19 protein-coding genes are annotated in these 21721 nt (G+C 71.6%); 9 read left to right on the forward strand and 10 right to left on the reverse strand.

The window, feature by feature from the left end:
- Positions 1 to 75: 75 nt before the first annotated feature.
- The 4 genes from ABZ459_RS20280 to ABZ459_RS20295 all read right to left on the reverse strand — a co-directional run bounded on the left by ABZ459_RS20280 (position 76) and on the right by ABZ459_RS20295 (position 2891).
- Complete coding sequence (locus ABZ459_RS20280; protein WP_357972051.1) at positions 76 to 483, reverse strand: hypothetical protein; 408 nt, start codon at positions 481 to 483, stop codon at positions 76 to 78.
- 82 nt (positions 484 to 565) lie between these two features.
- The gene (locus ABZ459_RS20285) at positions 566 to 1489 is read right to left on the reverse strand and encodes an NAD(P)-dependent oxidoreductase (RefSeq protein WP_357972053.1); all 924 of its coding nucleotides are present in this window, start codon (positions 1487 to 1489) and stop codon (positions 566 to 568) included.
- A gap of 134 nt (positions 1490 to 1623) precedes the next feature.
- Positions 1624 to 1980: a metalloregulator ArsR/SmtB family transcription factor gene (locus ABZ459_RS20290; protein ID WP_357972055.1), complete on the reverse strand. Its 357-nt coding sequence runs from the start codon at positions 1978 to 1980 to the stop codon at positions 1624 to 1626.
- Positions 1977 to 2891 carry a 2-dehydropantoate 2-reductase N-terminal domain-containing protein gene (locus ABZ459_RS20295; protein WP_357972057.1) on the reverse strand — a complete coding sequence of 305 codons (915 nt, stop codon included), beginning with the start codon at positions 2889 to 2891 and terminating at the stop codon, positions 1977 to 1979. Before ABZ459_RS20295 ends, ABZ459_RS20290 begins: the two co-directional genes overlap by 4 nt.
- A gap of 229 nt (positions 2892 to 3120) precedes the next feature.
- Between ABZ459_RS20295 and ABZ459_RS20300 the strand changes: the two genes are divergently transcribed.
- Entirely contained in the window at positions 3121 to 4023 is a 903-nt protein-coding gene (locus ABZ459_RS20300; protein WP_357972059.1) for an endo-beta-N-acetylglucosaminidase H, read from the forward strand.
- A gap of 63 nt (positions 4024 to 4086) precedes the next feature.
- Here the strand turns inward: ABZ459_RS20300 and ABZ459_RS20305 are convergent, their stop codons facing one another.
- The 4 genes from ABZ459_RS20305 to ABZ459_RS20320 are packed head-to-tail and all read right to left on the reverse strand — an operon-like array spanning position 4087 to position 10218.
- Entirely contained in the window at positions 4087 to 7083 is a 2997-nt protein-coding gene (locus tag ABZ459_RS20305; protein ID WP_357972061.1) for a glycoside hydrolase family 38 C-terminal domain-containing protein, read from the reverse strand.
- Between the two features lie 30 nt (positions 7084 to 7113).
- Complete coding sequence (locus ABZ459_RS20310) at positions 7114 to 8040, reverse strand: carbohydrate ABC transporter permease (RefSeq protein WP_357972063.1); 927 nt, start codon at positions 8038 to 8040, stop codon at positions 7114 to 7116.
- 1 nt (position 8041) lies between these two features.
- Entirely contained in the window at positions 8042 to 8941 is a 900-nt protein-coding gene (locus ABZ459_RS20315) for a sugar ABC transporter permease (protein ID WP_357972065.1), read from the reverse strand.
- Positions 8938 to 10218, reverse strand: coding sequence for a sugar ABC transporter substrate-binding protein (locus tag ABZ459_RS20320; protein ID WP_357972067.1), 1281 nt, complete (start codon positions 10216 to 10218; stop codon positions 8938 to 8940). The genes ABZ459_RS20315 and ABZ459_RS20320 overlap by 4 nt, the downstream gene beginning before the upstream one ends.
- A gap of 98 nt (positions 10219 to 10316) precedes the next feature.
- Between ABZ459_RS20320 and ABZ459_RS20325 the strand changes: the two genes are divergently transcribed.
- The 4 genes from ABZ459_RS20325 to ABZ459_RS20340 are packed head-to-tail and all read left to right on the forward strand — an operon-like array spanning position 10317 to position 17819.
- A complete protein-coding gene (locus ABZ459_RS20325; RefSeq protein ID WP_357972069.1) occupies positions 10317 to 11348 on the forward strand; it encodes a LacI family DNA-binding transcriptional regulator in 1032 nt (343 codons plus the stop codon).
- Positions 11349 to 11394: 46 nt separating this feature from the next.
- Positions 11395 to 12615, forward strand: coding sequence for a glycosyl hydrolase (locus tag ABZ459_RS20330; RefSeq protein ID WP_357972071.1), 1221 nt, complete (start codon positions 11395 to 11397; stop codon positions 12613 to 12615).
- Positions 12616 to 12660: 45 nt separating this feature from the next.
- Positions 12661 to 16872: an NEW3 domain-containing protein gene (locus tag ABZ459_RS20335; RefSeq protein ID WP_357972073.1), complete on the forward strand. Its 4212-nt coding sequence runs from the start codon at positions 12661 to 12663 to the stop codon at positions 16870 to 16872.
- Entirely contained in the window at positions 16869 to 17819 is a 951-nt protein-coding gene (locus tag ABZ459_RS20340; RefSeq protein WP_357972075.1) for a hypothetical protein, read from the forward strand. Before ABZ459_RS20335 ends, ABZ459_RS20340 begins: the two co-directional genes overlap by 4 nt.
- 211 nt (positions 17820 to 18030) lie before the next feature.
- Here the strand turns inward: ABZ459_RS20340 and ABZ459_RS20345 are convergent, their stop codons facing one another.
- Complete coding sequence (locus ABZ459_RS20345; RefSeq protein ID WP_357972077.1) at positions 18031 to 18699, reverse strand: TetR/AcrR family transcriptional regulator; 669 nt, start codon at positions 18697 to 18699, stop codon at positions 18031 to 18033.
- Between the two features lie 149 nt (positions 18700 to 18848).
- On the opposite strand from ABZ459_RS20345, the gene ABZ459_RS20350 reads away from it, so the two are divergent.
- The 4 genes from ABZ459_RS20350 to ABZ459_RS20365 all read left to right on the forward strand — a co-directional run bounded on the left by ABZ459_RS20350 (position 18849) and on the right by ABZ459_RS20365 (position 21162).
- Complete coding sequence (locus tag ABZ459_RS20350; protein ID WP_357972079.1) at positions 18849 to 19196, forward strand: nitroreductase family deazaflavin-dependent oxidoreductase; 348 nt, start codon at positions 18849 to 18851, stop codon at positions 19194 to 19196.
- Positions 19197 to 19224: 28 nt separating this feature from the next.
- Positions 19225 to 19914 carry a DUF4386 domain-containing protein gene (locus tag ABZ459_RS20355; RefSeq protein ID WP_357972081.1) on the forward strand — a complete coding sequence of 230 codons (690 nt, stop codon included), beginning with the start codon at positions 19225 to 19227 and terminating at the stop codon, positions 19912 to 19914.
- Between the two features lie 61 nt (positions 19915 to 19975).
- The gene (locus tag ABZ459_RS20360; RefSeq protein ID WP_357972083.1) at positions 19976 to 20545 is read left to right on the forward strand and encodes an RNA polymerase sigma factor; all 570 of its coding nucleotides are present in this window, start codon (positions 19976 to 19978) and stop codon (positions 20543 to 20545) included.
- Positions 20545 to 21162, forward strand: coding sequence for a hypothetical protein (locus tag ABZ459_RS20365; RefSeq protein WP_357972085.1), 618 nt, complete (start codon positions 20545 to 20547; stop codon positions 21160 to 21162). Before ABZ459_RS20360 ends, ABZ459_RS20365 begins: the two co-directional genes overlap by 1 nt.
- Here the strand turns inward: ABZ459_RS20365 and ABZ459_RS20370 are convergent.
- Entirely contained in the window at positions 21156 to 21650 is a 495-nt protein-coding gene (locus ABZ459_RS20370; protein WP_357972087.1) for a DinB family protein, read from the reverse strand. The genes ABZ459_RS20365 and ABZ459_RS20370 overlap by 7 nt on opposite strands.
- Between the last annotated feature and the right edge of the window lie 71 nt (positions 21651 to 21721).

Below are 21721 nucleotides of genomic sequence, written 5' to 3' on the forward strand. Positions count from 1 at the left end.
AACGCTCCTTCATGTCGTGTCGCGCGGGTTGTCGCAAACTATCGGGACTTCCCGGCGGGCCGGGCAGGCGTACGACTACCCGCGAGCCCGTGACCGGCGGCTGAGTTGTCTGCGGTGCACCACGAGGCCGGCCAGGGTCAGCAGTGAGACGAGACCGAGCTGCCACCAGTTGTCCGGGCTGCCGCCGAGGTCCAGGTCGGCCGCGTGGTTCACCGCGTGCAGCGTGTTGGCGACGAGGAACCCGACCAGCACGATCGACAGCACGTCGCGCCACACCAGCGCGCTCAGCATCATCAGCCCGATGCCGATCTGGAAGACCCCGGCGTCGTGCAGGAAGTGCACGTGATTGGGGAAGCGGGCGAAGACCGCGAAACCCGCCGGGTCGATGCGCATCCACACGCCGAAGACCAGCATCGTCAGCGCGCCGACCGCCACGGCCACCTGGACGAAGATCCTGGCCGGCCTGCTGTAGCCGTTCATCATGTCGTGTCCCTTTCCTGTGCTTGCTCTGGTGAGAGGACGAGCACCGACGGCGGCGTGTGACACCGATCGGCCGGGCGGGTTCTCAGCGCGCCTTCAGCCCGTCGGGCACGCTCGGGTGCACCGGGGTCCAGCCCAGGTCGCGGGTGGCCCTGGCGTGCGAGACCCGCAGCGTGGTGTCCATCAGCAGGCAGCCCAGGTACGGCACGGCCAGCCTGACCAGCCATCTCGGCGTCACGACGGGGCGCGGCGTGCCGTGCGCGCGGGCGACCGCGGTCAGGAAGTCGCGCCAGCTCATCGGCCGGTCGTCCACGATGTTGTACGCCTGCCCCGCGCCGCCGCGTTCCATGGCCGCGACCGCGGCCGCCGCGGCGTCGTCCACGTGGACGAAGGAGGTGGTGCCCGTTTTGCCGCGCGGCAGCACCGGCGCCCGCCTGCGCATCAGGTCGGCGAACAGGTCGCTGAAGGCGTTCCTGCCGTAGAACATGCCGTAGCGCAGGGCGATGCCCTCGATGCCGGCCGCGTTGAACACCTGGCTCTCGGCCGCCACGCTGGAGTCGGTCACCAGGTCGGCGACGGTGCCGACGCGCACGCCGAACTCGTCGTCCTCGGTCAGCACGCGGTCGCCGTGGTCGCGGTAGCCGTACCCGGTGATCAGCGACTGGGTGACGAAGCGGCGCGCGCCGACGGCCCGCGCGGCGTCGAGCAGGTGCGCGGTCCCCCGGTCGCGCAGGGCGAGGGTGGGGTCGTCGGGGCGCAGCCTGCGCGAGGCGTCGCGCAGCGCCGTGGCCTGGTGCATGACCACGTCGGCGGCGTGCCCGTCGAGCGCGCGCAGCAGCGCGTCCCGGTCGAGCACGTCGGCGACGACGGCGTCCGCGCCGCGATCGGCGACGAGCCGCCGCTTGGCGGGATCGCGGACGACGGCGACCACCTCGTGCCCCGACGCGGCCAGCGCCGACAGCAGCGGAAGCCCGATCGCGCCGGTCGCCCCGGCCAGCAGCACCTTCATCGTCCCTGCTCCTTCACCCGTCGCCCGTGTGTCACGGAGATCTCCTCGTCCTGATGGACAGCACCGCGAGGACGGGACAGCCGGTCCCGATGTGACAGACCGGGACGGGAAGACGCGCGGGCGGTCGTCGATCTCTAGTGGCCGCCCGGCTGTTCGCCGGGGCCGGAGGCGCAGGAGATGATCAACGTGATGAGGTCGCGCATGGGGGTCAGGAGCTCCGGATAGGCGTCGGCGTTGAGGTCGTACAGGCGCAGGGTGCCCTTGCGCCGTACCGTCAGCAGATCCGCGTCGCGCAGGATCTTGAGGTGGTGGGAGGTGGCGGGCTGGGACAGCTCCAGGTGCGCGGCGATGTCACCGACGCTGCGGGGCTCCGCGGACTCCAGAAGGTGGACGACGATCTCCTGCCTGCGCTCGTCCCCCAGGGCGGTGAACAGCGGCCGGGTCCGCGCGAACAGCGCGAGCACGTCCCGGGCCTCGATCGGGCCGCTCATGCGGGCAAGGAGTCGCGCACGGCGGACAGGCGGCCGACCGGCAGCGCCCTGGCGGCGCCTTCGGCGATCCAGCCGTCCAGCATCATCCGCGTCTGCGCGCGCACCTTCGTGAAGTGCGTCTCCAGGTAGCGGCGCAGGTCGAAGGGGAGCAGCCAGGGCAGTACGCGCAACGCCAGCCCCACGGCCCAGGAGGGAAGGGCGACGGGGGCGCGCAGCCCGTGCTGGGCGGAGACCACCGCGACGGCCTCCCGGACGGCCGCGGCGGCGTCCCGCAACCGCGTGCCCGACGCGGGCAGCCGCCAGCCGGAGGACTCCAGCTCGGCGATGTAGGGGATCATCCGGGCGGCGGTGAGCTCCCCCGCGCCGGCCCGCGTCACCCGCCTGGCCCGCACGCCGCCGGCCCGTAGCGCGGCGACGACCTGCGGGGCGCGCGCTCCGGTGACGCCCGTCGCCGTGCCGGGCGGCACCCAGTACGCCACCCCCGGCGCGGGCACCTCGCGCTCCAGCGGCGCGTGGTAGGCGAGCAGCGTCGGGGTCACCTGGACGATCTGCTCCTGCGGCCAGACACCGGCGAGCGTGCGCAGATCGCCGGGATCCTGGCCGATGGTGACCACCGTCGCGGCTCCGGTCACCTCGCGCAGCGCGGCCGTCCACTGGCCGCGCAGCGCCGGTGAGTCCACGCAGAGCCACACCATGTCCCACCGTTCGCGGGGCGGCTCGCTGTGCACCTCGTACGGAGTGATCCGCTCGGTCACCGGCGCCCGCCCCCGCCTGAGCCGGTACAGCGGAGCCCCTTCCCAGCCCTCCCGGCCCGGCCGCACGAGGTAGCTGACCCGGGCCCCACCCGCGGCCAGCCACGCCCCGAAGACCTGCCCCAGCGCGCCGGCACCGACAATCAGCACCTTCGTCATCACTACTCCATACATCTAAATATTTGGATGTAAGGAACATACCACCGCAGAAATCTCCGGCGTCCGCGGCGTCTTTCCGCGCCGCCGACACCTTGACAGCGGGCCCCGGGCTGCCGATGATCGAGGCGCTATACCGATTTATCTCCAGCCCCCCTGCAGCCTCGCGAGAACGAGTGGACTGGACTTAACCGATATAGCAAATCATCCCCCATGCACTGAGGAGCCGATCGTGAGTTCACCGCTCATGCGGAGAAGGACCCTGCTGGCAGCGCTGGCCGCGACCACCGTGGGTGCCGCGTTACCCACCGCGGCACACGCCGAGCGCCGCGCGGCCGCCAAGACCGGCCCGCTCTCGGTGGTCTACATCGAGGTCAACAGCGAGAGCATGACCAACGTCGCGAAGTACACGCTCGCCAGAGGCGGCGCGCAGGTGTTCGACATCGCGGTCATCTTCGCCGCCAACATCAACTACGACGGCACGAAGGCCTACCTCCACTGCAACGAGAACGTGCAGCGGGTGCTCGACAACGTGGCGACCGAGGTCCGCCCGCTGCAGCAGAAGGGCATCAAGGTCCTGCTGTCCATCCTCGGCAACCACCAGGGCGCCGGCTTCGCGAACTTCCCGTCCCAGCAGGCCGCCGACGCGTTCGCCCAGGAACTGGCCGACGTGGTGACGACGTACGGGCTCGACGGCATCGACTTCGACGACGAGTACGTCGAGTACGGCAACAACGGCACCGGCCAGCCGAACGCCTTCTCCTTCGTCTACCTGGTCCAGGCCCTGCGCCGGAAGCTGCCTAACAAGCTCATCACGCTGTACGACATCGGCCCGGCCGCCGATCGCCTGTCCTACAACGGCGTGAGCATCGCCAACACCTTCGACTACGCCTGGAACCCCTGGTACGGCACCTGGTCCGTGCCGAACGGCCCGACCTCCAAGTCCCGCCTGTCGCCGGCCGCCGTGTCGTTCACCGGCACCAGTTCGTCCACCGCCGCGTACCTCGCCCGCCGTACGGTCAGCGAGGGGTACGGCGTCTTCCTCACCTACAACCTCACCTCGGCGAACACCGCCTCCTACATCTCGGCGTTCACCAACAAGCTCTACGGAAGCTCCGCCGTCTACACCCCCTGACGTCTCCCCCGCGGACGCAGATGAGGGGCACCCGGACGGGTGCCCCTCACCGGGAACGTGCGGTCAGCGGCCGAGCCGCAGGGTGACCAGCTCGAACGGCCGCAACGTCACCGGGATCGACCGGCCGGGCCGCTCGGGCTCGGCCAGCGGGCGCTCCAGCAGGTCGGTCACGGTCACCGAGGTGACGGGGAAGCCGGCCGTGAGCGTGGCCGCCGCCCGGCCGCCGCGCGACTCGTGGAAGCGCACCACGACGTCGCCGCTGCCGTCGTCGGCCAGCTTGACCGCGGTGATCACGACCGCGTCGTCGTCCACCGTGACCAGCGGCGCCACCTCGGCGGCGCCGGACAGCACCCGCTCGGGCAGGTTGAGGAACCAGCCCTCGCGCACCGCGTCGCCGATCGTCGCGCCGGGCAGCAGCGCGTGCCGGAAGGTGTGCCTGCCCTGGTCGGTCTCGGGGTCGGGGAAGCGGGGGGCGCGCAGCAGCGACACGCGCAGGGTCGTGGTGGTGCCGCCGTCCTCGCGCACGGTCCGGGTCACGTCGTGGCCGTAGGTGGAGTCGTTGACCACGGCCACGCCCCAGCCGGGCTCCTCCAGGTGCACGAACTTGTGGTTGCACGCCTCGAACTTGGCCGCCTCCCAGCTCGTGTTGGTGTGGGTGGCGCGGTAGGCGTGGCCGTACTGGCTCTCGGAGGCGTAGCGCTCGGCGCGCACGTCGAGGGGGAAGGCCAGTTTGAGGAACTTCTCCGTCTCGTGCCAGTCGACCTCGGTGGCGATGTCGACCCGCCGCCCGTCCAGCGAGATCACCTGCGTGACGGACGAGCCGCCGAACGAGCGGGTGACGCGGACCGAGCCGGACTGCTCGCCGGCCGTCACCTCGTCGGCCGCGGTGAGGTCGACGACCGTGTTGCGGTAGAACTCGTCCACGTCCCAGGCGTCCCACATGTTGGGGAAGTCCTGGTGCAGCTGGAGCAGGTTGGCGGCCTGGCCGGGCGGCAGGGTCTCGCGCCGGGCCCGCAGGTCGTAGGCGGAGACGATCAGGCCGTGCCCGTCCACCTCGACCCGGAGCAGGCCGTTGTCCAGCACGAAGCCGCCGTCCTCGCGGGGCTCCCTGCTCGTCGGGGCCACCGGTGCGGCCGGGGCCGCGCCACCGGCCGGGACGCCGTTGCGGGCGTGCGGGGCCGCGTTGAAGACCAGCTCGCGGGAGCCGTCTCCGGCCAGGGCCCGCTGGGCGTCGCCGATCAGGCCGGTCAGCTCCTCGGCCAGCGCCGCGTAGGTGTTCCTGGCCTCGCGGTGCACCCAGGCGATCGACGAGCCGGGCAGGATGTCGTGGAACTGGTGCAGCAGCACCGTCTTCCAGATGCGGTCGAGCTGCTCGTACGGGTAGGGCGCGCCGGCCCGTACGGCGGCCGTGGCGGCCCACAGCTCGGCCTCGCGCAGCAGCGACTCGCTGCGCCGGTTGCCCTGCTTGGTCTTGGCCTGGCTGGTCAGCGTGGCCCGGTGCAGCTCCAGATAGAGCTCGCCCACCCAGACCGGCGGGTTAAGGTACTCGGCCTCGGCCTTGTCGAAGAAGCCGGCGGGGGTCTCCCAGGTGACGGTGGCCGAGCCCTCCAGGTCGCGCAGCCGGGCGGCCTTGGCCACCATCTCGCGGGTGGTGCCGCCGCCGCCGTCGCCCCACCCGGTGGGGGCCAGCGAGTGCCGGGCGATGCCCTTGTCCTTGAAGTTGCGGGCCGCGTGCGCGATCTCCCGGCCGTTCATCGAGCAGTTGTAGGTGTCGACCGGCGGGAAGTGCGTGAACACCCGTGTCCCGTCGATGCCCTCCCACAGGAACGTGTGGTGCGGGAACGTGTTCGTCCGGCTCCACGAGATCTTCTGCGTGAGCAGCCGCTTCGAGCCCGCCGCCTTGATGATCTGCGGCAGCCCGGCCGCGAAGCCGAACGTGTCCGGCAGCCACACCTCCTCGTTGTCGACGCCGAACTCGTCGATGAAGAAGCGTTTGCCGTGCACGAACTGGCGGGCCATGGCCTCGGAGCCGGGCATGTTCGTGTCGGACTCCACCCACATGCCGCCGGTCGGGACGAACCGCCCGGCCGCCACGGCCTTGGTCACCTTGGCCCACACCTCGGGCCGGTGCTCCTTGATCCACGCCCACTGCTGGGCCTGCGACATCGCGAACACGAACTCCGGCTCGTCGGCCAGCAGCGCCGTCATGTTGGAGGCCGTACGGGCGACCTTGCGGACGGTCTCGCGCAGCGGCCACAGCCAGGCCGAGTCGATGTGCGCGTGCCCGACCGCGCTGATCCGGTGTGCCGAGGGCACGGCGGGCGAGGACAGCACGCCGGCCAGCTCGGCGCGGGCCGCCCCGGCGGTGGCGTTGACGTCCTGGAGGTCGATCGCGTCCAGGGCGCGGTCGATCGCCCGGGTCAGCTCCGCGCGGCGGCCGCTGTCGGCGGACAGCTCGTGCATCAGCTCCCCGGCCACCTCCAGGTCGAGGATCAGGTTCCACACCGTCTCGTCGAACACGGCCAGGTCCATGCGCGCCAGCCGGTACTGCGGCTCGCTGCCCGCCGTCTCCTTGTCGCCGAGCAGGGTGGGCACGAACGGCTTGTAGTCGAGCAGGACCGGGTTGGAGGCCGCCTCGATCCGCAGCTCGACGTGCTCGCCGCCGGTCACCGGCGCGCCGACGCGCACCCACTGGTTACGCGGGTTGAGCCCCTTCACGGGCGTGCCGTCGGGCAGGTAGACCAGGCCCTCGCACTGGAAGCCCGGCATGTTCTCGTCGAAGCCGAGGTCGAGCACCGCCTCGACGGTCCGGCCGGCCCAGGCGGGCGGGACGGTGCCAGTCACCGTGAACCAGCTCGTCGCCCACGGCGCGCCCCACGCCGCGCCGACCGCGATCGGCTCGGTCGGGGCCGCGAGCCCTTCGGCGACGGGTACGGGCTCGTCCGCCGCGGTCCAGACGCGCACGTCCATCGGCACGGACTCGGGGTGGACGGCCGGGCGCAGACGTTCGTCCAGCACGCGCTTGAGACGGGCTTCGACCAGTGTGCGGTCGTCATGCATGGAGAGAGACTCCTCGTTCTCGGAACCGGCTCAGCCCTTGATCGCGCCCTCGGCGACGCCACGGAAGAAGAAGCGCTGCAGCGAGGCGAACAGGAGCACGATAGGCAGGAAGGAGATCATTGTCCCAGCGGCGATGAGACGGGGGTTGGCGCTGAACGTGCCGTTGAGGTACTGCAGGCCGACGGTCAGCGTGAAGTTCTTCGGGTCGTTGAGCACGATGAGCGGCCACAGGAAGTCGTCCCAGGCGCCGATGAACGCGAAGATCGTGATCACGCTCAGCATGCCGCGCACGTTCGGCAGCCCGAGCCGGATGAGCCGTTGCCAGGGGGTCGCCCCGTCGATGACCGCCGCCTCGTCCATCTCCTTGGGGATGGCCTGGAAGGCGGTGCGCATCAGCAGCACGTTCAGCATGCCGATCGCGCCGGGCAGGGCCACGCCCAGCAGCGTGTCGGCCAGGCCCATGCCGCGGACGGTGACGTACTGGGAGACGATCGTCACCTCGCCCGGCAGCACGAGCGTGGACAGGAACAGCACCAGGAGCAGCTTGGCGCCCCGGAACTCCAGCCGGGCCAGCGCGAACCCGGCCAGCGTCGCGCCGACCGCGTTGCCGCCCACCACGATGACCGCCACGATCACCGAGTTGAGCGCGTACGTCCACACGGGGATGGTGTCCGCGACGCGCGCGTAGTTCTCCAGCGTCGGCTGGAGCGGGACGAAGCTCGGGGTCTGTGCGAAGACGTCCTCGTACGGGCCCTTCAGCGAGGTGGACAACTGCCACAGGAACGGCAGGATCGTGATCGCCAGGACGAGCAGCAGCAGCGCGTACCGCAAGGCCAGCTCACCCGGCCTGGTGGCGCCGAAGCCGCCCCGGCCCCGGCGGCGGCCGTGCCGCCCCGGGCGGGCCACCGCGGCGGCGGCGGGTCGCGGGCTCGCGTCGCGGGCCTTCATGGCCGCCATGTCAGTCCGCCTTCCTGTTGAGCCGGGTCAGCAGGAGCATCGGGCCGATCGTGATGACGAAGAGCAGGATGCTCAGCGCCGAGGCGTAGCCGAAGTGCCCGTAGAAGCCGCGGCTGTACATCTGGATCAGCATGACCAGCGACATCGCCCGCCCGCCCGGTCCGCCCGTGCCGTTGGAGAGCACGAACAGCTCGGAGAACACGCGCAGGGCCGACACCGAGACCAGCACGGACACCAGCAGCATCGTGTTGCGCACGCCCGGCACCGTCACGCTCCAGAAGCGGCGTACGGCCCCCGCGCCGTCCACGGCCGCGGCCTCGTGCAGTTCGCGCCGCACGTTGCCGAGCGCCGACAGGTAGATGATCATGTAGTAGCCCAGCCCCTTCCAGACCGTCAGGGTGATGGCGCTGAGGACCAGCAGCCACCGGTCGGTCAGGAACGGCAGCGGCCCCTGCAGCACCCCCAGCGCCTGCATGAGCCCGTTGATCAGGCCCCGGTCGCTCAGCAGCCAGCTCCAGATCAGCGCGACCACGACGGCGGAGGCGACGACCGGCGTGTAGAAGGCGGTGCGGAAGAACGTGATGCCGGGGATCTTCTTCTCCACCAGGATCGCCAGCAGCAGCGGCAGCAGGGTGAGCACCGGCAGGCAGACCAGCATGAAGACGATGCTGTTGAGCAGCGCGTTGCCGAGCTGGTCGTCGTCGAGCATGCGGCCGAAGTTGGCCAGTCCGGTGAAGTGCCCTCCGCTGAGCGGCTTGGCGTTGGTGAAGGCCAGCACCAGCGTGTTCAGCGAGGGCCAGATGTTGAAGACGAACAGCCACAGCGCGGCGGGCGCCACCAGCAGCCAGGGGGTGAGCCGGCGGCGGAGGGCGCCCTGTGCGGGGAACGCGGGGGTGATCACTGGTTGAGCAGCTCGTTGCACTTGGCGACCGCGGCGTCCAGCGCCTCCTTGGCGGAGACCTCGCCGTTGAGCGCGAGGGCGATCTGCTGGCGGATGAACTTGCTCATCGCGTCGGTCACCTCGACCGGCTGCAGCATCTTGGCCGTGGCCAGCGACTTGAAGGCGATGACCTTGGCGTCGCCGGCGTTGGTGCCGTCGCTCTGGGTGAAGAACGGGTCGCCGGCCGAGGCCTTGGTGCTGGGGAAGACGCTGACCTCGTGCGCGAACGCCGCCTGGTTCTCGGCGCTGGTCACCCAGCGGGCGAGCGCGATCGCCGCGGCCGGGTTCTTGCTCTTCTTCGACACCGACAGGCCCTGCACGTACAGCGGCGGGGTGCCCATCGCGGTCGAGGGCACGACCTTGGGCGCGAGGGAGGGGTTGTCGGTCTTGACGGCGATGATGTGGTTGGCGCCGGCCGTCGTCCAGGCCACGGTGCCCTCGTTGAACAGCTTGGCGTTGCCCGCGTAGGTGTCGGTCAGCACGTCGCGCGGCAGTAAGCCCTCCTTGAAGGCGGCCCGGTACTTGTCGATCACCGCGACGGCCTCAGGGGTGTTGAAGACGAAGCTCTTGCCGTCGTCGGACATCAGTTTCACGCCCGCCTGGGCCAGGTCGCCGAGCTCGGGGCGGCGGCTCATCAGGTAGATCTTGCCGCCGGACTTCTCCTTGAAGGTCCGGGCCTGCTCGACCAGCTCGTCGAACGTCGTCGGCGGCTTGGCCGGGTCGAGGCCGTTCTTCTTCATCAACTCGGAGTTCCAGTAGTTGACGTCGGTGTTGAGGTACCAGGGATAGCCGTACGTGCCGGGCTGGCCGCGGAAGGTGTAGGCCTCGATGCCGCCCGCGACGTACTCGTCGGCGAGCTTGGGGTCGGCGGCGGCGACGTCGAGCAGCATGCCCTGCTGGACCAGGGGCCTGGCGAAGTCCGGCGGCAGGTTGGTGACGTCCGGGAGTGTTCCGGAGGCGGCCTGGTTGAGTACCTTCTCGGAGTAGGCGTCCGCCGGCTGGTCGAGCCATTCGACCTTCGTGCCGGGGTACTTCTTCTCGAAGGCGGCGATGACGCCTTCGACGTACGCGGTGAACTTGGGCTTCAGCGCCCACGTCTGGAGGCTGACAGTGCCCTTCACCTCTCCCGTGGCCGCCGCGGTCGGGGCGGCGGCTCCCGACTCGCCGGACCCGCCGAGGCCGCAGCCCGAGACGACCATGACGGCTGCCACCGCCGGTCCCGTCCAGTACCTACGCATGGCGCTCTCCTTGGTTACTAAATCGCTCTAGTTGCGGGACTATTCACCTGGCTAGACTCGTGTGTCAATAGCTGAGACGAATTCGTGAAGGAGCAGTGGTGCGCCGACCGACGATCACCGACATCGCCGAGCGGGTCGGGGTTTCCAAGGGCGCGGTGTCCTTCGCGCTCAACGGCCGCCCGGGGGTCGGAGAGGCCACCCGCGCGCGAATCCTGCAGGTCGCGAAGGAGATGAACTGGCGTCCGCACAGCGCCGCCCGGGCCCTGGGCGGGGCGCGCGCGGAGGCGGTGGGCCTGGTCATCGCCCGGCCCGCCAGCGCCCTCGGCGTGGAGCCGTTCTTCGCCCAGTTACTGTCCGGCCTGCAGTCTGGGCTGTCGGCCCAGGCCGTCGCGCTGCAGTTGCTGATCGTGGAGGACGCCGAGGCCGAGATGGAGATCTACCGCGAGTGGACCTCCGCCCACCGGGTGGACGGTTTCGTCATGGTGGACCTCATGGTCCGCGACCCGCGCATCGCGGTGCTGGAGGAGCTCGGCGTGCCCGCCGTGGTCCTGGGCGGTCCTGGCAAGCACGGGTCGCTGTCGAGCGTCTGGGCCGACGACCGGGAGGCCATGTTGTCGATCGTGGACTACCTGGCCGCGCTCGGCCACCGCAGGATCGCGCACGTCGCGGGCCTGCCGGCGTTCCGGCACACCCAGCGGCGCGCCCGCGCGCTGCGTGACCGGGCGGGGCGGCTGGCCCTGGAGGAGGCGGTGTCGGTGCACACCGACTTCAGCGACTCCGAGGGCGCCGCCGCGACGCGCGCGCTGCTGTCGCGGCCCCGCCGGCCCACGGCCATCGTCTACGACAGCGACGTGATGGCCCTGGCCGGGCTGGGGGTGGCCGGCGAGATGGGGGTGAAGGTGCCCGACGACCTGTCCATCGTGGCCTTCGACGACTCGGTGCTCACGCGGATCACGCACCCCGCGATCACCGCGCTCTCCCGCGACACCTTCGCCTTCGGCAAGCGGCTGGCCGAGGTGATGCTGGAGGTCATCGCCGATCCGGAGCAGCGCAAGGACGTCAAGACCGAGACCCCCCGGCTGACCGTGCGGGAGAGCACGGCGACTCCGGGGACTTGGCAGGGCGACTAAATCGCTTTAGGCTCCGCCGGGAGATCGTACGACCCCCGGAGGACGCGTGCCCCTGCTCGACCCCATCCGCCACGGCGCCAACTACGTGCCCTCCGCCGGCTGGTTCCACAGCTGGCTCGACCTGTCGCTCGACGCGGTCCGCCGCGACTTCGAAGACCTGGCCTCGATCGGCCTGGACCACGTGCGCGTGTTCCCGATCTGGCCATGGATCCAGCCCAACCCGGGGCTGGTCCGGCAGCGCGGCGTGGAGGACCTGCTGGCGGTGATCGACGTCGCGGCCGAGTTCGGCCTGTCCGTCGCCGTGGACCTGCTCCAGGGGCACCTGTCCAGCTTCGACTTCCTGCCCTCCTGGGTGCTCACCTGGCACCGGCGCAGCCTGTTCACCGACCGCGGGGCGCGCGACGCCGTCGCCGCGTACGCCGACCGGCTGGCCCGCGCCGTCGCCACCCGCGGTAACGTGTTCGCCGTCACGCTCGGCAACGAGGTCAACAACCTCTACCCCAGCAACGCCACCACCGCCGAGGCGTCCACGGCGTGGGCCGCCGAGCTGATCGAGGTGGTGCGTGCGGCCGCGCCCGGCCTGCTCGCCCTCCACTCCCTGTACGACGCCACCTGGTACGACCCCGAGCACCCCTTCCACCCCGCCGACAACGTGGACCTGGGCGACCTGACCACGGTGCACTCCTGGGTGTTCAACGGGGTCTCCGCGATCGACGGCCCGCTCGGCCCGGCCACCGTCTCGCACGCCGACTACCTGGTCGAGCTCGCCGCGGCCACCTCGCTCGACCCGGCCAGGCCCGTCTGGCTGCAGGAGATCGGGGTGCCCAGGCCCGACGTGCCCGAGGCCCGGACCGCCGAGTTCGTCCGCCGCACGCTCGACGCGGTGACCGTCAACCCCGCGCTGTGGGGCGTCACCTGGTGGTGCTCCCACGACCTGGACCGTTCCCTCTCCGACTTCCCCGAGCGGGAGTACGACCTGGGCCTGTTCACCGTGGACCACCGTCCCAAGCCGGCGGCCAAGGAGCTCGCCGCGATCATCGACGAGCGCCGCGGCCGTACCGAGGCGCGGCGTCCCGCCCTGCGGTGCGACGTCGACCTGCGGACCGAGCCCGGACGCCGGGCCGAGGTCGCGCCGGGCAGCGCCTTCCACGCCGCATGGGTCCGGCTGCGCCAGGCCGGGCCCGTGGCCATCGTCGCCGGCGACCGCGCCGACGACCCCTGCCACCTCACGGCCCGGGGGATCGGCAGCGTCCTCGCCCCGGAGTGAGCGGCGGGCCGACCGCAAGATCATCGATTTCCAGAGAGGAAGACCGTGTCAGTCGCCATCGTCTCCGTGGAGTCCACGGACTTGTTCGCGGGCACCGAGGACGCCCCGCGCCAGGTGCTGCGCGTGACGCTCGACGGCCCGCCCGCCCGGGTCGCGGTCACCGGCCCGGGCGTGTCCGGGGAGGCGGAGGGCTCGGGCGAGGTGGAGGTCCCGCTGGAGATCGCCGACCCGGTCCCGGGGGCCGAGCTGCCGGTCGTGGTGACGGCGGGCGGCGCGCGGGCCGAGGCCGTGGTGGTCGTGGCCGAGCCCGGCTGGACGATGTTCATGGTCTCCCACTTCCACTACGACCCGGTGTGGTGGAACACGCAGGCGGCCTACACCTCGCCCTGGGAGCTGCTGTCCGGGGACGCCACCACCCGCCCGCTGTGGGAGCGCAACGGGTTCGCGCTGGTGGAGGCGCACCTGGACCTGGCGCTGCGCGACCCGGTCTACAAGTTCGTGCTGGCCGAGATCGACTATCTCAAGCCGTACTTCGACGTGCATCCCGAGCGCCGGGCCGACCTGCGGCTGCTGATGGAGCGCGGGCAGGTCGAGCTGGTCGGGGGGACGTACAACGAGCCCAACACCAACCTGACCGGCGCCGAGGTCACGATCAGGAACATCGTGTACGGCATCGGCTACCAGCGCGACATCCTGGGCGGCGAGCCGGCGACGGCGTGGCAGCTCGACGCGTTCGGGCACGACCCGCAGTTCCCCGGATACCTCGCCGCGGCGGGGCTGACCGGGAGCGCGTGGGCGCGCGGGCCGTTCCACCAGTGGGGGCCGATCCAGAAGAACTTCCGCGAGGCCAAGGACGACGCCCGGGTGATGCAGTTCCCGAGCGAGTTCGAGTGGATCGCCCCGTCGGGGCTGGGCGTGCTGACGCACTTCATGCCGCACCACTACTCGGCCGGCTGGTGGATGGACTCCGCCCCCGACCTGGCGGCCGCCGAGAACGCCGTGTACGAGCTGTACCGCAAGCTCAAGCCGGTCGGGGCGACGCGGAACCTGCTGCTGCCCGTGGGCACCGACTACACCCCGCCCAACAAGTGGGTCACCGGGATCCACCGCTCCTGGAACGCCCGCTACGTCTGGCCGCGCTTCGTCTGCGCCACCCCGCGCGACTTCCTCGACGCGGTCCGGGCAGAGCTGGCGGCCACCGGACGCCGCCCCAGCCCGCAGACCCGCGACATGAACCCGGTCTACACCGGCAAGGACGTCTCCTACATCGACACCAAGCAGGCGCAGCGGGCGGGCGAGGTGGCCGCCGTGGACGCGGAGAAGCTGGCCACCCTCGCCGCGCTCGAAGGGCTCGGGACCTACCCCGAGGCCGCGCTGGACAAGGTGTGGCGTCAGCTCGCCTACGGGGCGCACCACGACGCGATCACCGGCAGCGAGTCCGACCAGGTCTACCTGGACCTGTTGTCCGGCTGGCGCGAGGCGTACGACCTGGCGGGCGCCGTGCGCGACGTCTCGCTCGCCTCGCTCGTCGCCCGCGTGGACACCGGCGGCGACGGCGTCGCGGTCGTCGTCGCGAACACGCTGTCGTTCGACCGGTCCGCGCCCGTGGCCGTACGGCTGCCCGCCGGGCTCGACGGCGGACGGGTGCTCGACGACGCCGGCGCGGAGGTGCCGTGCGTCGTGGACCGGGGGACCCTGCGTTTCCTGGCCGAGGACGTGCCCGCGACCGGCTGGCGCACCTGGCGCCTCCTCCCGGGATCGTCCCGCCCCGGTGCGGCCGCATGGACCTCAGCACCCGGCGTGACCGTCGAGAACGCCCGCTACCGCGTCACCGCCGACCCCGAACGCGGCGGCTGCCTGTCCGCCGTCCTGGACAAGAAGGCGGGACGCGAGCTGCTACGGCCCGGCTGCGTCGGCAACGAGCTGCGCGTCTACGAGGAGTACCCGGCCCACCCCGACTTCGGCGAGGGCCCCTGGCACCTGGTGCCCAAGGGCCCGGTCGTCGGCGCGGCCCAGGGCACGGCCCAGGTGCGGCGCGAGACCTGCCCCCTCGGGGAACGCCTGGTGATCACCGGAACGGTGGACGGCATCGGCTACGAGCAGACCGTCACGCTCTGGGACGGCGTGGATCACGTGGACCTCGCCACCCGCGTCCTGGACTACCGCGGCGCGGACCGGCTGCTGCGGCTGAGCTTCCCCGCCGACCTGCCCGGCGCGCTGCCGGTGAGCGAGGTGGCCGGGGCCGTGGTCGGGCGCGGGTTCGCCCTGCCCGACGTGGACGCCGCCGAGGCGCCGTGGACGCTCGACAACCCCGCCAACACCTGGTTCGGCCTGGGCTCCACCGCCCGCGTCGCCCTCACCGGCCCCGACGGCCGGCCGCTGGGCGAGCGGGCGCTCGGCGTGGCGGAGGTGGTCGTGCCCGGCCCGGACGACGCCGCCGACGTGCGCGACCTGCTGGTCGCGCTGGTCAGGGCCGGGGTCACCGCGACCACGGCCGGGGCGGACTGGTCCAGGTACGGCTGGCTCGACGTCGACTCCAACCTCCCCGACTTCCGCATCATGATCGGCGGGCCGCGGGAGAACGACGCGGTGCGCGAGCTGCTGGAACGCGCGGGCCCGGCCTACGCCGAGGTCCTGGAGCGGGACGGGCGCGTCTGGGTGCCCGCCGCCCGGCCGCTGCGCGAGGTCTGGCGGCCCAACGCCGACCTGCGTGACCTGCGGGCGCTGCCCGTCCTGGTCACCACCGATCCCGCCGCGCTGACCGCCGACCTGGCCGACGCCCGCGTGAGCTCCGCCTGCCCCGGCGCGGTCCCGGCGTCCGAGCTGCTCACCGGCCACACCGTCGCGCTGCTCACCTACGGCCTGCCGGGCTTCGCCGTCGATCCGGCCGGCACGTTGCACCTGTCGCTGATGCGCTCGTGCAGCGGGTGGCCGTCCGGGGTGTGGATCGACCCGCCCCGCCGTACGCTGCCCGACGGAGCGGGCTTCCAGCTCATGCACTGGACCCACGAGTTCCGTTACGCGCTGGTCTCCGGCGAGGGCGACTGGCGCACGCTGACGCTGCCCGCCCGGGGGCAGGAGTTCAACCATCCGCTGTACGCCGTGATCGCCGAGCCGCACGGGGGCCCGCTGCCGCCGACCCGGTCGTACCTGAAGGTCGAGCCCGCCCGGGAGGTGCTGGTCGGCACCGTCAAGCCGGCCGGCAACCCGACCGCCCACGGGTCGGCCGCCGTGGCGGACCCGGCCTCCGGGGTGACCGTGCGCCTGATGGAGTCCACCGGCCTCGGCCGTGACGCCGTCCTGACCGGTGCGCTCGCCCTGACCGAGGCGCACCACGCCGACCTGCTCGAACGGCGGGGCGAACCCGTCCAGGGCGCCGTCGCGCTGACCGGCGCCGAGGTCGCCACCGTGATCGCCGTGCCCGGCCTGCCGACCGGTGGCTCGGCCCCCGGTGGTGCGGTGCTGGGGCCGGCGGCCGAGGTGGCGCAGCCGGTGCATGCGCGGTACTGGCTGCACAACCGAGGGCCGGCGCCGATGGGCTATCTGCCGGTAAGCGTCACGGCGTCGCCGGGCCTGGTGCGGACCGCGGGCGAGCCCGCCGAACTGTCGGTGGTGCTCTCCTCGCACCTGCTCGACGCCGACGTGGAAGGAGCCGTGGAGATCCTCGTCCCCGAGGGCTGGACGGCCGGTCTGACCCGGCGCCCGTACCGGCTGGTGACGGGCAGGCACGTACGGTTCCCCGTGACGGTGACCCCTCCCCTGGACGTCGAGCCCGGCCTGTACTTCGTCGCCGCCCGGATCCAGCACGACGGCCAGACCGTCGAGGACGTGGTCACCGTCGCCGTCGGCGACCTGCCCGGCGTGCTGCCCGTGCCCGGTGACGTCCCGGAGGACTGGGTGGCCGCGCAGGGCAGCAAGGACCATCCCGGCCGCGACACCGGCCTGTCGGTGGAGGTGACCACGCCGTCGGTGCGCGTCGCTCCCGGCGGGCGTGCCGTGCTGGGGCTGGCGCTGCACAACCGCACGTACGGTGAGATCCGGGGCGAGCTGCAGGTCGTCTCGCCCTGGGGCACGTGGGACCTGATCGCCGCCCCGGTCCGCGGGTTCGTCCTGGCGGCCGGCGAGAGCACGGTCGCCGAGTTCGAGGTGTCCGCACCGCGCGACGCCGCCCCTGGCTCCGCGTGGGCCCTGGGCAAGGTCATGTGGTTCGGCCGCTGCCAGTACGCCCCGACCGTCGAACTGGTGGTGACGCCGTGACCCACCTTCACCGCACCAGCCATCCACGCCCCGCCCCCACACCCCAGACCGATCGCCCGACCCCCGCGCACGCGCCCGTCACCGGCGAACCGGGCACTGGCGAGCTGGTCGCGTCCGGTGTGGGGCCGGTGCTCGGCTGGCTCGACGGCTGCCCGCTCCCCCGCTCCGAGCTGGACCGACGGCTCGCAGCCCTGCGGGCCGGCCCGAGGTCCGCGGCGCTTCCGGCACCGGGCACGGCCGAGGACCGGCAGCTCACGCGCTGGGTGGCCCAGGTGGTGCTGACCGAGCACCTGTGCGCCGCCGAGGCCACAGCCCGCGGACTCCCCCTGGAGAAGCCCCCACCACCCCGCCCCGACCAGCCCACCACCGACCCCCTTGAGGTACAGCCCGACCAGCCCTCCACCGACGCCATCACGGCACGGCCCGGCCGGCGAGCCATCGAGGCCATCGCGGTACGGCTCGACCAGCGGGCGGCTGTTGAGCTGGGGTCGATCGCTGCGGCGGCCTACGAGGGCAGCGCCGCCGTCCGCGCCGTCTACGAGGCCGTCACCGCCGACGTCACCGTCTCCGCGTCGGAGGCGGCCGCGTATCGGGAGGCCACGGCACGACCGACCACCGGACCGGTATGGCGGCTACGCACCCCGGACGGAGAGTTCGACGCCGAGCCAGGTTCGCTGCCCGTCGCCCTGGCCGAGGCTCTGGCCGCCGCCGTACCGGGCCGGACGGTGACGGCCGGCCCTTGGACCGCCACCCTCGTCGCCTGCCACGACCCGACCCCGGACCCGGGTACGGCCTCGGCCGCACCCGCCGACGGCCTCCTCGGCTCCGCGCGCAGGGTGGCGTTCGTCCGCTGGCTCGACCACGCGCGCGCCCACCGGCTGCGACTGGTGCCGGGCCTTGAACACCCTGGCGACCCCGCACAACCCGACAACCATCACCGCCACTGACACCACCATCAGGCCCAACCGCCCCCGCCCCGGTCTCTGCCCCGACCCCGCCGACGTCCTCGCCCCGTCGGCGGGTAGGTGACCTGACGCGCGCTCCCACGGCGAGCTGCGCGACAAGCAGGGCTGCCCCGTCCGAGGTCCCTCGGCAGGGCGACGGCACTCCCTGAGGCGGCCGGCCGCCCATGCCTGCTCGCCGCCCGTACCGAGAAGCTCACCCGAATTCGCCCGAGCGCGGGGCACTCCGGCGAGCCTCCAGGGCGTCCAGGATCAGGTCCAGGCCGTAGCCGAACTCGCTGGTGTAGTCGTAGCCCGGTCGCAGGGCGTGGTCGCGGATCATCTCGGTGAGGTACGGCAGCTCCTTCTCCGGCAGCTGCTGGAGGATGCCGCCGGCCACTTCCTCGACATCGTCCCGCGTCGCCATCGGCACGTTCGCCTCCTGCAGGACGAACCCGTAGACGTAGCTGTCGATCAGCGAGACGGCGTGCGCGGCCATCGGCAGCGTGAACCCCGCCTCCCGCAGGACGCCCAGGACGGCGTCGTGATGGCGCAGCGTCGCCGGTCCAGGGTCGCGGCGGGAGTCCATGAGGCCGAGGGCCCAGCTGTGCCGCGACAGGACCGCGCGTGCCGAGACGGCTCGCGTACGGATCGCGTCACGCCAATCGTCGCCTTCGGCACCGGGCAGCTCGATCGCCGCGAACACCATGTCGACCACGCCGTCGAGGATCGCCTCCTTGTTCGGCACGTGGTGGTAGAGCGACATCGCCTCCACGCCCAGTTCCTGCGCCACCCGGCGCATCGTGATCGCCTCCACGCCGCCGCCATCCGCGACCCGGATCGCGGCTTCCAGGACGAGGACTCTGCTGAGCGGTTGCGGCGGCATGACGGCTCCGGGATGTGGGCGGGTTGACAGCCTTACAAGCGTAAGCCAACCTTACACCCGTAAGTGGCCTTACAGCAGTAAGGCTGTCCTGGCGCTTAAGGAGCGCGGAGAAGGAGATTTCCATGCCGATGCCGAAATGGTGGGGGCACGTGAACAAGAAGGTGTTCAATCCCCGCGCGATAGCCGGCGGGCGATGGCCGGTGCTGATTCACGTCGGTCGCATTTCCGGCGCCACGTACCGCACGCCGCTCGACGCGCATTCCGTCGACGGCGGTTACCTGTTCGTTCTGGTGTACGGATCGCGCTCCGACTGGGTGCAGAACGTCCTGGCGGCCAGTAATGCGCGGCTCCGGGTCGACGGGAGAGAGGTGGAACTCACCGCCCCACGCCTTGTCGGGACGGACGAGGCGTTCCAGGCCCTCCCCGACGAGGTGGCACGTCCGCCGAAGCTGCTCCGCATCACCGAGTTCCTCCGCATGGACCTGCTCGCAGGCTGACCACCACGACGATCTCTGGACGGGAACCGTGCACACGAACAGGCGGGCAACCGCAATCGCCGGCGCGCTGGTCATCTTGGGCATGGTCGCCGGCGCGCTGAGCGTCGTTCCCGCTGTCGACGAACCACGCCGTCTCGCTCTCATTTCCGCACACGAGGGCCAGGTCATCGTCGGCGCAGTCGCTCAGTCCATCATGATCCCGGCCTATGTCGGGTTCGCGCTGTACCTGTATCCCTTATTGAGGGCGGAGAACGAGGCGCTCAGCTTGGGATTTGTCGGGTTCAGGCTGATCGCCGCGACGTTCCACCTCATCGGCGTCATCATGCTGCCCTTGTTCCTCGTGCTGGGCCAGGAACTCACCCAGGCCGGCGCTGCGGCCGCATCCGGCATCGAGGTCGTGGGCGAATTGCTGCGGACGGCGCGCGACCTGGTCAATCACGTCGCATTGATCTTCTCGCTGAGCCTTGGAGATCTCCTGTTGTTCCGCATTCTGTGGCGGTCGAGATCCGTCCCTCGATGGTTGTCCGGGTGGGGATTCCTGGCAATCGCAGCAGCCGTATCGGCGAGTTTCCTGGTGCTGCTTCGCCTGACTGACGTGGTCACGCCGCTCTACCTGGCCATGAACGCGCCACTGGCCCTGCAGACCTTTGTCTTCGCCGTGTGGTTGACGGCAAAGGGCTTCGCCGCGAACCCCCGCCACCGCCCGCGTTCCCCGTGAAGGATTTCGGCCTGGCGCGGTAAGTACAGGTGACCGCATACGCCAGGAAAGGTCGGTATGCATGACAATCCCTCGCGAAGCAGTCGAGGTCGACGACGCGCTCCTCATCGAGAGATCGCTGAACGAACCCGAGATCTTCGCCACGTTGTTCGACCGGCACGCGCCGCTCCTGCACCGTTACGTGACCAGACGCCTGGGCCCCAGCGAGGCGGAGGACGTCGTGGCCGACACCTGTCTGGCCGCCTTCCAGCACCGCGGCGGTTACGACGGAGGCCGCCCCGATGCCCGGCCGTGGCTGTACGGCATCGCCTCGAACCTGATCGGCTGGCGGCGGCGTACCGAGATGAGCCTCTACCGCGCCTACGTTCGCAGCGGCGTGCATCCGGCGGAGCTGTCCGGCTCTCAGGTCGAGGACGAGGTCAACACCCTGGCCGTCAACCGCCCGCTGGCGCTGGCCCTGATGGAGCTCGCACCGGCCGATCGCGACGTGCTGCTGCTCGTCGCCTGGGCCGACCTGAGCTACCAGGAGGTGGCCGACGCGCTGTCCATCCCGCCGGGAACCGTCGCCTCGCGACTCAACCGGGCCCGTCTCCGGATCCGTGAAGCCCTGAGCAACCAAGGAGAACGCTGATGGACGCACTGAAGGCCATGTGGCAGACCGTTCCCCCCGCCACTCCGGACGAACTCGCCGGAGCCCGGCAGCGACTGCTCCGCGGGATGCACCCCCGGCGACGCGTCGTCACCGGCCCCCGGCTGCTGGTCGCGGCCGGAGTGGCGGCGGCGCTCACCGTCACACCGTTGATCGTCGGAACCGGGCCCGCCGCCCACGCGGTGACCAGAGGCCCGGACGGCACGGTCGAGGTCACCGTCAACGAGCTGCGCGATCCCGCCGGCCTGGAGGCCAAGCTCGATGCGGTGGGCATCAAGGCCGACGTGACCTTCCTGGCCCCGGCCACGCGGTGCGCGAGCCCGCGGTTCACCGGCGTGGACGGGGCCTACGGCGGTGAACCCGCTGCGAACGCGAGCGAGCTGCGTTCACTCGTGGAGGAGTCGCGGTCGTTCAGGGCCACCCGGGTGAAGTCCGTACGGACGATCCAGATCTTCCCGCGGTACATCCGACCGGACGAGACGCTCGTGGTGGAGTTCCGCGACAACGGGGACCCGCAAGTGCCCTGGCGACTCGGCGCCTGGCTGGCCGAGGCGGGCACGCCCGTGAAGCCGTGCACGCCCGTCGCGGACGCTCAGTGACGAACGCCGAGGTGGATGGCGGCGTGCCAGTACGCCGGGTTCCCGGGCACGGTCCACGCCCTCTGCACCACCGCTCCGAGCCCGGGGGCGTCCCAGGACTCCGCGCCGTACCGGCTCAGGTCCGCCAGAATCGCGTCATGCACCGCCCCGAACCGGTGCAGGAGCAGCGAGGCCGGAAGGTGCCGGCCCGCTTCCACGCCGCCGATGTTCAGCGCCCGCCCGACGGCGGGGTCCTCCCAGCGTGGATCGAGGCTCCAGTGCGGCCGGCCGGCGGCGGCTTCCGTCAGCACCGCCAGGTTGATCTCGTCCCACATCAGGACGTGCGCGACGAGGTCGTGCAAGGAACGGCAGAAGTCGCCGAGCGGGCCCGAGTCCACCAGGTAGTCGGCGTCGAGCTGCTGCTCGGTGAGTCCGGTGACGCGAGCGAGGAGGATGTCCCGGTCGGCACGCAGGCGGCCGATCGCCTCTTCCGGAGACAGGATCGTCACGGTGGTTCTCCCTCGATGAAGTGGTTGGGAGGGACTTCAGCACCACTGCGTCCGTCCGGCCAGCGGACTGA

Origin of the sequence: Nonomuraea sp. NPDC005692, from assembly GCF_040631115.1 — a bacterium.
Taxonomy (GTDB): Bacteria; Actinomycetota; Actinomycetes; order Streptosporangiales; family Streptosporangiaceae; genus Nonomuraea.